Below are 13090 nucleotides of genomic sequence, written 5' to 3'. Positions count from 1 at the left end.
GATACCGCTGACAGCCTGCCCGGCCTACGCCGCGCACGGTTTCTGCGATAACCTGCTGCCTTCGCACGCGCACACCCCCTGGCTTAGTCTGCCAATACAGAGGTAACACCGGATACACCCGGCCTGCCCGGCCAACGCCGCGCACGGTTCCTGCGATAACCTTCTGCCGTCGCACGCTCACAGCGCTGGCGTAGTCTGCCAATACACAGGTAACACCGGATACACCCGGCCTGCCCGGCCAACGCCGCGCGCAGTTTCTGCGATAACCTTCTGCCGTCGTACGCGCACAGCCCCTGGCGTGGTCTGCCAATACACAGGTGACACCGGATACACCCGGCCTGCCCGGACAGAGCACGCGCGTTTCCTGCGATAATCTGCTGCTGTCGCACGCGCACAGCGCTGGCTTAGTCTGCCGATACCCGTTCCCGCCGGATGCGTTCCACATACGCAGCCAGCGTAGACCCAAGTTCCTGCAGAGTCACGGGTTTGGAGAGACAGGCGTCCATACCGGCTTCCAGACAATTTTGTTTCTCATCGGCCAGCGCATTCGCCGTAACGCCAATCACCGGACGAGTCCAGCCGGACTCACGTAACGTCCGGGTAAGGAGATAGCCGTCCATATTCGGCATGTTCACATCCGTCAGGATGATATCCGCGTCAATTCGCTGCAGGACATTTAATGCATCCACGCCATCCTGGGCTGTTTTAACCTGATAACCGATGGTGTGTAACTGACCGGATAGAAGCATCCGGTTGATAGGATGATCGTCAACCACCAGAATCAGAATATCATCGTGGCACGCGGCTTGCGGTTTATCTTCCGGCGCTATGGCAGGATATTTGTTCTCAATGGCCGGACGGAAAATGCGCCGCAGCAGATCCGGTAACTCATGGGGCATAGACGTCGTCGTAACCCAGGTACCTGGCTGAATTTCCATCGGGAAGCCGGTGTGTTCACTGCTGAAGCAGATCCGCGCCCGGCATACCAGTCCGCTGACGTCATCACCGTCGGTAATGTAAATATCCTGTGGGGTCAGTTGTGTCCGATCCCGGCTGACGATGACCGAAAGTGCCTGCAGATTCCGGCTGAGATAATCGGCATACAGGGGATTTTTCAGATCAATACAGACCCGCCAGCCGGAGAGATCCGTGGCTGCGGGCTGCCACTGGCCCTGATAGACAGGAATGCGTACCGTAAACTGGCTGCCCATCCCCGGTTCAGATTCCACCGCAATATCGCCGTCCATCATACTGACCAGCTTTTCGCAGATGGCCAGCCCCAGCCCGGTTCCCTGAAAGTTCCGCTGTACGCCCGTCCCGACCTGAAAGAACGGATCAAATAACCGCAATACATCGCGTGTCGGAATACCGACCCCGGTATCACGCAGCCGGAAAGCCAGGTATCCCTCATGCTGATACAGATGCAGGATAATGCAGCCTGTATGAGTGAATTTTATCGCATTACTCAGCAGATTCGAGACAACCTGTTGCAGCCGCATCGGGTCTGCAAACAGAGAGGTCGGTACGTCATGCTCGATCATACAATAGAGGGTCAGCCGCTTTTTTACGACCAGCGACAGATAGTTAGAAATGATATGCCCGACCATCTCGTGCGGTGAGAACAGACAAGGTTCGGTTTTCAGCTGTTCAGACTCAATCTTCGAGAAATCGAGAATATCGTTAATAATTTTCAGCAACAGGTCTGAAGAGTTATTCATGGCACTGACCAGCGCTTCCGTATTTCTTGGCAGTTCACGGGTCTTCAGTAAGTCCAGGTTGCCGATAATGCCATACAGCGGGGTGCGTAACTCATGACTGACCGTGGCCAGGAACATCGATTTTGACTGGCTGGCCTGTTCTGCGGCATCGGCCACTTCCTGCAGCGACTGTTCCATCTTGATCCTGGCGCTGACATCCACCAGTACGCAAATCGCCACATCTTCATTACGGTAACGGCTGTGAACAAAACTAATTTGCAGGTTGGTATTCGAGCCGGTCAGCACATCGACAAAATTAACCTGCTGACCACTGATAATATCCGTCAGCCGCACTTTATCCTCTGCGGTCAGCAGGCTCAGGTAGTTATGGGCAAGTTCATTACTCAGGACGTTGCTGCCATCACTGGTGCGCAAAATACAGATACCGACCGGCGCCGAAGCGACAATCTTGCGGTTAAATTGCTCATGTTCTTCCAGGCGGATAGCATTTTCCTCCGCCGGATAGAGCATGCGCCGCTCAAAAATCATCGCCAGCACCATCAGTAATAATGCACTGAAGATATTGAGTAACACCGCATTGATGATCATCAGCTTCATCTGGTTAAACAGCAACCCGGTCGACAATGAATAGACAATACTGAACGGACTGGACGTCAGCGACCGCTTGAGGATCAACTGACGGTACCCTTCGCTGTAGCCGAACCAGAGTTTATCGTCCGGCAGCCATTCGAAGCTACTGCTGGTCGCGTCTTTATCCGTGGACAGCAGCAGTTGGTTATCGCTGTTAATAATCGACGTCACGACAGGAACACTGCCCGGCGTCGTCAGTTCATCCAGACGGAGATTTTGTTCAAAGCTCAACAGCGCTACCGGCTGATTTCCGGTATACACCGGCATCATCATATAAAACGCCCCGACCCCCGGCTGGTTGCCGGCGGTGATCCAGTACACAGGATTGCGCTGCTCATTGAGGCTACTGTTATGAAAGCGTAATACATTTTCCTGCAGCGAGCGGTTGCTGTAATCCCCGCTGACATCACTGTTACCGAAAGAGAAGGTTGCCAGACAATTGCTGCCATTATTCAGCAGAAAAATCCGACTCATCTCATACGAAGAAACATACTGGCTTTCCCAGTAATGAATAAATCCGCCCATCGTGGATAAGGTCGAGCGCCAGGAAGCACTGGTCGTGCTGCAATCATCATCACTGAACAACGGGGAGTACTGAGGCGAGAAGTCTTTATTCCCGCTACTGAGAGTGAAGGTATTCCCGTCAGGCGTCTCGTTAAGCTGGCCTTCGGTAATGTACTTAAGTTCGCGCATCGCTTCATTAGTATGCGCAACATACCATGCCGCCTGGCTGAAATTGCCGGACAGTTGTTCCCGGATATCGGACTCTTTCTCATGTAACACATTAAGCAAATAAAAGGCACTCAGCAGCCCGCCGAGTAACCAGAGCAACAGCGCCAGAACCCGGAAAAGATAACGGGAAACACGTAATGTGGTACGAAAAGAGACGAGATATTTCAAAGGATACTCACTGCAGTAAGCCTGGAATAATTCAATGACGGAAAGGTGCCCTGCACGTCATCACTGTAACGCCAAAGTCATCCCTGAAGGGAGTAAGATTATCACAACCCGGGCCGTGTTGTCGTGATTGTCAGCGGTGGAGAATGGGTAAAAAAAAGAGACACCGCTAAGGGGTGTCTCTCTGGTGTAACCTGAAGGCCGGACTTATTGCTGGTCTTCCGGTGCCGCATCGTCATCCGGTTCGGCTTCCTGAACGATCTCGTCTTCCCCTTCCGCGACCGTACCGTCGATCGCATCCAGTTCATCTTCTTCGACCGGTTCAGCAACACGTTGCAGACCCACGACATTTTCATCTTCCGCCGTACGGATGAGTATGACACCCTGAGTATTACGGCCAACCACACTGACTTCAGAAACACGGGTACGTACCAGAGTCCCGGCATCGGTGATCATCATAATCTGATCACTGTCGACCACCTGTACCGCTCCGATCACCGGACCGTTACGCTCTGTCACCTTGATAGAGATAACCCCCTGAGTCGCACGGGACTTGGTCGGGTACTCGCTGTTGGCAGTACGTTTACCGTAACCGTTCTGCGTCACTGTCAGGATCGCGCCCTCTTCACGAGGAATGATCAGTGATACCACCCGGTCATTTTCGGCCAGCCGGATACCACGAACACCTGACGCTGTACGGCCCATCGGTCTGACGGCCTGTTCCGAGAAGCGGACGACCTTACCGGCCGCCGAGAACAGCATTGCTTCATCATTACCGTCAGTCAGTGCCACACCGATCAGTTCATCATCATCACGCAGGTTAACGGCAATGATCCCGGCGCTACGCGGACGGCTGAATTCGGTGAGCGCGGTTTTCTTCACGGTACCGCTGGCGGTCGCCATAAAGATGTTCAGTCCTTCTGAGTACTCACGTACCGGCAGAATGGCAGTAATACGCTCGTTCGCTTCCAGTGGTAGCAGGTTAACGATCGGCCGGCCACGGGCCCCGCGGCTGGCTTCCGGTAACTGGTAAACCTTCATCCAGTAGAGACGACCACGGCTTGAGAAACAGAGGATGGTGTCATGGGTATTGGCGACCAGCAGGCGATCAATAAAGTCTTCTTCTTTGATCCTTGCCGCTGATTTGCCCTTCCCGCCACGACGCTGCGCTTCATAATCGGTCAGAGGCTGATATTTCACATAGCCCTGATGTGAAAGCGTAACCACCACATCTTCCTGATTAATCAGGTCTTCGAGATTAATATCCGCGCTGTTTGCCGTGATTTCGGTACGACGCTTATCACCAAATTGTTCACGGACAGCCATCAGTTCTTCACGGATCACTTCCATCAGACGGTCAGAGTCCTGCAGGATAAAGATCAGTGCGGCAATTTCGTCCAGCAGCTGCTTATATTCATCCAGCAGTTTCTCGTGCTCCATTCCGGTCAGCTTCTGCAGACGAAGGTCCAGAATCGCTTGCGCCTGCTGTTCGGTCAGGTAGTACGCACCGTCACGGATACCGAATTCCGGTGCCAGCCATTCCGGACGTGCAGCATCATCTCCGGCTTTTTCAAGCATTGCTGCGACGTTACCCAGTTGCCACGGAGTGGATACCAGGCCAGCTTTGGCTTCCGCCGGCGAAGGTGCACGACGAATTAACTCGATAATCGGGTCAATATTTGCCAGTGCTACCGCCAGACCTTCCAGGATATGGGCACGGTCACGGGCTTTGCGAAGCTCAAAGATGGTCCGGCGGGTCACCACCTCACGGCGGTGACGCACGAAGGCTTCCAGGATATCTTTCAGCGGCATAATTTTTGGCTGGCCCTGGTGCAGAGCAACCATATTGATACCGAAAGACACCTGTAACTGCGTCAGTGAATAGAGGTTGTTTAATACCACTTCACCGACGGCATCACGCTTAATCTCAATGACGATACGCATACCGTCTTTATCCGATTCGTCACGCAGCGCGCTGATCCCTTCGATTCGCTTCTCTTTAACCAGTTCTGCGATCTTTTCAATCAGGCGGGCTTTGTTCACCTGATAAGGAATTTCATGCACGATAATCGTTTCGCGGCCGGTTTTGGCGTCAGTTTCGACTTGTCCCCGCCCGCGGATATAAATTTTGCCACGTCCGGTGCGGTAGGCCTCTTCGATACCGCGACGGCCATTGATGATAGCTGCCGTCGGGAAGTCCGGGCCCGGAATGTGTTCCATCAGGCCTTCAACGGTGATCTCATTATCATCAATATAGGCCAGACAACCGTTAATCACTTCATTCAGGTTATGCGGAGGAATGTTGGTTGCCATCCCCACCGCAATCCCGGAGGAACCGTTAACCAGCAAATTAGGCACTTTCGTCGGCAGAACTTCAGGGATCTGTTCTGTACCATCATAGTTAGGTACAAAATCAACGGTTTCTTTGTCCAGGTCTGCCAGCAGTTCATGGGCAATTTTCGCCATACGGACTTCGGTATAACGCATGGCGGCCGCGGAGTCGCCATCGATAGAACCAAAGTTACCCTGCCCGTCCACCAGCATATAGCGCAGTGAGAAAGGCTGAGCCATACGGACAATGGTGTCATAAACGGCGGAATCACCGTGCGGGTGATATTTACCTATCACATCCCCGACAACACGGGCAGATTTTTTGTAGGCTTTATTCCAGTCATTACCCAGTTCGCTCATGGCGAACAGTACACGACGGTGTACAGGCTTAAGTCCGTCGCGGACGTCAGGTAATGCACGGCCAACGATGACCGACATGGCATAATCAAGATAAGAATTTTTTAATTCTTCCTCGATATTAACCGGTGTGATTTCTCTTGCTAAGTCGCTCATGGAGCCGATATCCCTCTAGATATTGCCGACTGTTAAGGCCGCAAATCATATCACAAACCAGCCCTGCGGTGAACGTCAGCGTCATATTAGTTACCCCGGGGCGCAGACGGGGGATGCCGCAAGCGCTGTAAGCGTTTATACTCGGGAAAATTTTGTCAGGAGTAGTGATATGAATATGCCTTCTCAGGAAAAACCACAGAATGTCGACCACCAGGAAATTGCGAAATTTGAAGCCGTCGCTTCCCGCTGGTGGGATTTGGAAGGTGAGTTCAAACCTCTGCACCGTATTAACCCGCTGCGACTGGGCTATATCAGTCAGAACAGCCAGGGCCTGTTTGGTAAAAAAGTTCTGGATGTCGGTTGCGGCGGCGGCATTCTTGCCGAAAGCATGGCCCGCGAAGGTGCCAATGTCACCGGGCTGGACATGGGGGCCGAACCGTTAGAAGTTGCCCGACTGCATGCCCTGGAAACCGGGGTGACCGTCCACTATATTCAGCAAACCGTTGAAGAACATGCCGCGGAGTTTGCCGGGCAGTACGATGTGGTGACCTGCATGGAGATGCTGGAACACGTTCCGGACCCGCAGTCTGTTATCCATGCCTGTGCAAAACTGGTTAAGCCGGGCGGCCAGGTGTTTTTCTCAACCATTAACCGTAACCCTAAGGCCTGGCTGATGGCCGTATTTGGAGCGGAATATGTGTTACGTATGGTGCCGCGCGGTACCCATGATGTGAAAAAATTCATTCGTCCGGCCGAATTACTTAACTGGGTCGATGAAACGTCACTGCGCGAAGAAGGGATGACGGGTCTTCATTATAATCCGCTGACCAACAGGTTCCGCCTTGGCCACGGCGTTGATGTCAATTATATGGTCCATACGAGCCGCCCGGTATAACCCTGCCTTTTCTGTGGAGTGTTATACTTTTATTTTTTCCGGCAGGCCGACAAAATTTTCCTGCCGGAAAATAATCCGGTTTTAGTCTCTTTTTTCACCCTGCTATACAGCAGGACTTTCCCCGGCACCCCTGCTGTGAACGAAAAACCGGCGACCGATCGCAAAAAGAAATTTTTTCTCTAAAACGTTGACATCATCTTATGCCTTGAACCATGCGGGCTTCGAAAAAATCAGAAAAATACAACCCGTTTTACTATCATTTTTTTCGCTTGTTAAGTCGCAGGATCTCACTAAAATAAACCCTATCTTGTTATATATTTTCTGAACACCCCCTACATGTAGTGCTTATCCACAGTTTTATTCACAAAGAAGAATCTGTGCATAAGTGCCCGAAATATATAACTCACTGATACTCATGCATAGATAGGTAAACGCGACATGAATCAAAGTCTGCTCGTCACGAAACGCGATGGAAGCCAGGAACGAATCAACCTCGATAAAATACACCGGGTACTCGATTGGGCAGCGGAAGGTCTTCAGAATGTCTCGGTCTCTCAGGTCGAGCTGCGCTCCCACATCCAGTTTTATGACGGAATCAAAACTTCCGACATTCATGAAACCATCATCAAAGCTGCAGCAGACTTGATTTCGCGTGAAGCACCGGATTACCAGTATCTGGCTGCCCGGCTGGCTATTTTCCATCTGCGTAAAAAGGCTTACGGCCAGTTTGAGCCACCTGCCTTACTGACCCATGTCCGGTCCATGGTCGAACGCGGGAAATACGACGCTCACCTGCTGGAAGATTATAGTGAAGAAGAGTTTGCCCTGATGGACGGCTTTATCGATCACTGGCGGGATATGAACTTCTCTTATGCCGCGGTTAAACAGCTGGAAGGAAAGTACCTGGTTCAGAACCGTGTTAACGGTGACATCTATGAAAGCGCCCAGTTCCTTTATATGCTGGTCGCAGCGTGCCTGTTTTCTGCCTATCCGCGTGATACGCGTCTTGACTACATCAAGCGCTTCTATGATGCTGTTTCCACCTTCAAGATTTCTCTGCCGACACCTATCATGGCGGGTGTGCGTACCCCTACCCGTCAGTTCAGCTCCTGTGTACTGATTGAGTGCGGTGACAGCCTGGATTCCATCAATGCCACCTCCAGTGCCATTGTCAAATATGTGTCACAGCGCGCCGGTATCGGTATTAACGCGGGCCGTATTCGTGCACTGGGCAGCCCGATCCGTGGTGGCGAAGCTTTCCATACCGGATGTATCCCGTTCTACAAGCATTTCCAGACCGCCGTAAAATCCTGTTCTCAGGGCGGTGTGCGTGGCGGTGCAGCGACACTCTTCTACCCGTTATGGCATCTGGAAGTTGAAAGCCTGCTGGTCCTGAAGAATAACCGTGGTGTTGAGGGTAACCGTGTCCGTCATATGGACTATGGCGTTCAGCTGAACAAACTCATGTATCAGCGCCTGCTGAAAGGTGAAGATATCACCCTGTTCAGCCCGTCGGATGTCCCTGGTCTGTACGATGCCTTCTTTGCTGATCAGGCGGAATTTGAACGTCTGTATACGCAGTACGAGCAGGACAGCAGCATCCGTAAACAGCGTATTAAAGCGGTGGAACTGTTCTCACTGATGATGCAGGAACGTGCTTCGACCGGACGTATCTACATCCAGAACGTCGACCATTGTAATACCCACAGCCCGTTTGACCCGGCTATCGCGCCAGTGCGTCAGTCTAACCTGTGCCTGGAAATTGCTCTGCCGACCCGTCCGTTAAACGACGTCAATGACGAAAACGGTGAAATCGCGCTCTGTACCTTGTCAGCCTTTAACCTGGGGGCTATCAGCGACCTCAGTGAACTGGAAGAACTTTCCGTTCTGGCGGTACGGGCACTCGATGCCCTGCTGGATTATCAGGATTACCCTATCCCTGCCGCCGAGCGTGGTGCCATGGGACGCCGTACCCTGGGTATCGGTGTGATTAACTTTGCCTACTACCTGGCGAAACACGGTAAACGCTATTCTGATGGCAGTGCCAATAACCTGACTCATAAAACGTTTGAAGCGATCCAGTACTATCTGTTGAAAGCCTCGAACGAACTGGCGAAAGAGCAAGGTGCCTGCCCGTGGTTCAGCGAAACCACCTATGCCGCCGGCGTACTACCGATTGATACCTATAAAGCGGATCTGGATGGGATCAGTGATGAACCATTGCACCTGGACTGGGAAGCACTGAGATCCTCGATTAAAGAACACGGTCTGCGTAACTCGACGTTATCTGCCCTGATGCCTTCTGAGACATCTTCACAGATTTCAAACGCGACTAATGGCATTGAACCTCCTCGTGGTCATGTCAGTATCAAGGCCTCGAAAGACGGGATCCTGCGTCAGGTCGTTCCGGATTATGATGCGTTGAAAGATCAGTACGAACTGCTGTGGGATATGCCTTCGAATGACGGTTACCTGCAACTGGTCGGGCTGATGCAGAAATTTGTCGACCAGTCGATCTCTGCAAATACCAACTACGACCCTACCCGTTTCCCTAACGGTAAGGTGCCGATGAAGCAGCTGCTGAAAGACCTGCTGACAGCTTATAAATTTGGCGTAAAAACCCTCTATTACCAGAACACCCGTGATGGTGCAGAGGATTCTCAGGACGATCTTGCGCCAGCCGACGATGGTTGTGAAGGCGGCGCCTGCAAGATTTAACCCTTTCCGCCAGGGGCTTGCTGTTTGCCCCTGGCTTTAGTTAACCGCTGAAACGTCAGCCTGTATGAATCGGATGTTTCCTGATGGCCTACACTACATTTTCACAAAACAAAAACGATCAGTTAAAAGAACCGATGTTTTTCGGTCAGTCGGTCAACGTTGCCCGTTATGACCAGCAAAAATATGATATTTTTGAAAAACTGATCGAAAAGCAACTGTCCTTTTTCTGGCGTCCTGAAGAAGTGGACGTTGCCCGTGATCGAATCGACTATCAGTCGTTGCCGGAACACGAAAAACACATTTTTATCAGCAACCTGAAATATCAGACCTTGCTGGATTCTATCCAGGGACGTAGCCCGAACGTGGCCTTACTGCCGCTGGTGTCGATTCCGGAACTGGAAACCTGGATTGAAACCTGGTCATTTTCAGAGACGATCCACTCCCGCTCTTACACCCATATCATCCGTAATATCGTTAATGATCCGGCGCTGGTATTCGACGATATCGTCACCAACGAACAGATCCTGAAACGTGCGGAAGACATCACCGGTTACTATGATGACCTGATCCAGATGACCAATTACTGGCACTTACTGGGTGAAGGAACTCATCAGGTGGCGGGTAAAGAGGTTGTGGTCAGCCTGCGTAACCTGAAAAAGCAACTCTACCTGTGTCTGATGAGCGTCAATGCGCTGGAAGCTATCCGCTTTTATGTCAGCTTCGCCTGCTCATTTGCCTTTGCTGAACGTGAGCTGATGGAAGGTAATGCTAAAATCATCCGTCTGATTGCCCGCGATGAAGCACTGCATCTGACCGGTACCCAGCATATGCTGAACCTGATGCGTAGCGGTGAAGATGACCCGGAAATGAAAGAAATTGCCGCGGAATGCCAGCAACAGTGTTATGAACTGTTTAAAAAGGCGGCTATCCAGGAGAAAGAGTGGGCAGAATACCTGTTCCGTGATGGTTCGATGATCGGCCTGAACAAAGATATTCTGTGCCAGTATATCGAATATATTACTAATATTCGTATGCATGCCGTCGGACTGGATCTGCCGTTCCAGACCCGTTCCAACCCGATCCCATGGATTAATTCATGGCTGGTCTCCGACAACGTCCAGGTTGCCCCACAGGAAGTGGAAGTCAGCTCGTATTTAGTAGGTCAGATTGATTCTGAAGTCGGGGCCGACGATTTCAACGACTTCCAGCTGTAACCATGAGCGGCAAATCTGCTACCGTAACGCTCACCCATTCCGGCCAGCAGCTGGAATGTGTGGAGAGTGAACACCCTAATCTGCTGTGTGCGCTCGAAGCGCACCAGCTGGCGGTGGAGTATCAGTGCCGTGAAGGTTATTGCGGTTCCTGCCGGGTTAAGCTGTGCAAAGGCCAGGTCTGTTATCGCAGCCAGCCGCTGGCGTTTATCCAGCAGGGAGAGATCCTGCCCTGCTGCTGTCAGCCGGTCGGCGATATCGAGCTGGAGCTGTAATTCTGTCGCCGGGGCGGAGATAATGTTTCGCTTCCCCGGCGTCTGTCGTTGTGGTCTGATAGATGCGTCCCTGCCTGTCAGTTCAATGCAGAGTCTTCACTGGCAGAGTGACCGGGAACCTGAAAATAGATCCCACCCGTCTTGTGTATTCCCCGTATCATGTACATCCTTTCCCCGGATCGTCAGCTCCTGCTGAGTCTTCACCGGCAGAGTGACCGGAAACCTGAAAATCGCTCCCACCCGTCTTGTGTATTCCCCGTATCATGTACATCCTTTCCCCGGATCGTCAGCTCCTGCTGAGTTTTCACCGGCAGAGTGACCGGAAACCTGAAAATAGATCCCACCCGTCTTGTGTATTCCCCGTATCATGTACATCCTTTCCCCGGATCGTCAGCTCCTGCTGAGTCTTCACCGGCAGAGTGACCGGAAACCTGAAAATAGATCCCACCCGTGTTGTGTTTCCCGGTGAAATACCCCGCACTATGGCGGGCAGTCAGCCTGCCCTCTTTAACCGGCGGGATATTGTACGGACGGCGATCACTGCCCCGGTTCCGGGTCAGTATCAGGCGTCCGGGGGAACCGTTCACTGACTTCCAGCCAGCTATAAGATAGCGGGGCTGATTTCCCCTGTAGCCAGCGTTGCAGCCTGTTCATTGCCACAGTACTGATCAGTTCCTGACGCATGGCAAGCGAATGACGGCGACTGTTAAAGGTTAATCGTTCAGCCTGAATCCCTTCCGGGGTCATCAATGCGACGCCCAGCGTTTCATTATCCAGTCCGCCGATCACCAGTGCCAGTTCAGCCCCTGACTTCCGGGCCAGTGCTGCGGCACGCTCACCCAGCTGAGCCAATGTTTCAGGTACAGAAACCGGTAACTCTCCTCCCCTGAGCGGGACAGCTGCACCGGCCAGTTGCCAGTGTACTAATCCGGCCGTATACATTTCACTGACGGCCAGAGAGAGTCCGCGCTGTGCAAGCAGAGTCGCCAGTTGCGCAGGCAGGCCTTGCGTTCCTTCGAACAGGATCCACTCATTGAGAGCTTCGCGGATCTGTTGCCATAAGGCCTCCATCGGCGCTTTCAGACGTTGCGGTCCCGTCAGTTTGATTTCAACCACCGGCATGGCCGCCCGGTAGCCGATAGTCACCCCATTCGGAAGCGGATAATCTTCCAGCATCGCGGCCAGTGAGCTTTCACCGCGGCCGAAGGTGGTCATACGCAGACAAAGGGGAGGTTCCGGCAGGCTGAACTGTTTTTTCAGGCGTGGCAGGATCTGTTCGGTTACCATGATCTTAAACTCAAAAGGGACTCCGGGAGTAAAGAATATCCGGCATCCATTGAGCATGACGCTGAAACCGCAGGCAGTCCCTGCGCGGTTATCAATCAGTTCCGCCGATTGCGGAATTTCGGCCTGTTTGCGATTCTGCGGTGCCATTGGCTGCCCGCGCTGACTAAAGAAATCTTCAATATGTGCCAGCCATTGCTGATTCATTTCCAGTGGTACGCCACAGGCCGTCGCTGCGGCCAGGGCACTTAAGTCATCGCTGGTCGGCCCCAGACCACCGTTCACAATCAGGATATCCGCCACCTGGCTGCGTTGTGTCAGTTCCTCAACCAGAGAGTCCAGAGAGTCCCCGACGGTGGAACGGTGTGTCATCACCAGACCTTGTGAAAACAGGGTTTCTGCCAGCCAGCTGGCATTAGTATCTGTAATCTGTCCGTAGAGGACTTCATCACCGGTTGATAACATCTCTATCTTCACGTGCAGCTCCTGTATCAAGGGCGGGCACCGGCCGGACATATGTTAACCCTCTGACCGGAAAAATAAAAAAGCGTCTGTTACTTAAAATACCACCGGCGACGCATTTCAGCTATTGGCCTGACAATGACAGGCAAAAATAAT

Annotated in this window: 7 protein-coding genes; 4 read left to right on the top strand and 3 right to left on the bottom strand. The window is 52.4% G+C overall.

Features of this window, described 5'->3' with window-relative positions; all coding sequences use genetic code 11:
• Nucleotides 1–404: 404 nt before the first annotated feature.
• Together rcsC and gyrA are read right to left on the bottom strand one after the other, a co-directional pair.
• Nucleotides 405–3248 carry a two-component system sensor histidine kinase RcsC gene (rcsC, locus tag ABD035_RS16015; protein ID WP_343871135.1) on the bottom strand — a complete coding sequence of 948 codons (2844 nt, stop codon included), beginning with the start codon at nucleotides 3246–3248 and terminating at the stop codon, nucleotides 405–407.
• A 204-nt stretch (nucleotides 3249–3452) separates the two neighbouring features.
• The gene (gyrA, locus tag ABD035_RS16010) at nucleotides 3453–6089 is read right to left on the bottom strand and encodes a DNA topoisomerase (ATP-hydrolyzing) subunit A (protein ID WP_212713989.1); all 2637 of its coding nucleotides are present in this window, start codon (nucleotides 6087–6089) and stop codon (nucleotides 3453–3455) included.
• A gap of 169 nt (nucleotides 6090–6258) precedes the next feature.
• Between gyrA and ubiG the strand changes: the two genes are divergently transcribed.
• The 4 genes from ubiG (at nucleotide 6259) to yfaE (ending at nucleotide 11188) form a co-directional block, all read left to right on the top strand.
• Nucleotides 6259–6984 (top strand): bifunctional 2-polyprenyl-6-hydroxyphenol methylase/3-demethylubiquinol 3-O-methyltransferase UbiG, encoded by a 726-nt coding sequence (ubiG, locus tag ABD035_RS16005; RefSeq protein WP_343871134.1) that lies wholly within the window; start codon nucleotides 6259–6261, stop codon nucleotides 6982–6984.
• 438 nt (nucleotides 6985–7422) lie between these two features.
• Nucleotides 7423–9702 (top strand): class 1a ribonucleoside-diphosphate reductase subunit alpha, encoded by a 2280-nt coding sequence (gene nrdA, locus ABD035_RS16000; RefSeq protein WP_212713991.1) that lies wholly within the window; start codon nucleotides 7423–7425, stop codon nucleotides 9700–9702.
• A gap of 83 nt (nucleotides 9703–9785) precedes the next feature.
• Nucleotides 9786–10916, top strand: coding sequence for a class Ia ribonucleoside-diphosphate reductase subunit beta (gene nrdB / locus ABD035_RS15995; RefSeq protein WP_212713992.1), 1131 nt, complete (start codon nucleotides 9786–9788; stop codon nucleotides 10914–10916).
• 2 nt (nucleotides 10917–10918) lie between these two features.
• Nucleotides 10919–11188 (top strand): class I ribonucleotide reductase maintenance protein YfaE, encoded by a 270-nt coding sequence (gene yfaE / locus ABD035_RS15990; protein WP_212713993.1) that lies wholly within the window; start codon nucleotides 10919–10921, stop codon nucleotides 11186–11188.
• Nucleotides 11189–11725: 537 nt separating this feature from the next.
• Here the strand turns inward: yfaE and ABD035_RS15985 are convergent.
• The gene (locus ABD035_RS15985) at nucleotides 11726–12988 is read right to left on the bottom strand and encodes a nicotinamide mononucleotide deamidase-related protein YfaY (RefSeq protein WP_425579733.1); all 1263 of its coding nucleotides are present in this window, start codon (nucleotides 12986–12988) and stop codon (nucleotides 11726–11728) included.
• Between the last annotated feature and the right edge of the window lie 102 nt (nucleotides 12989–13090).

The sequence above is a fragment of the Tatumella terrea genome, from assembly GCF_039523755.1.
Taxonomy (GTDB): Bacteria; Pseudomonadota; Gammaproteobacteria; order Enterobacterales; family Enterobacteriaceae; genus Tatumella; species Tatumella terrea.
The sequence above is the reverse complement of the archived record's forward strand: the minus strand, read 5'-3'. Positions and strand labels throughout refer to the sequence as shown.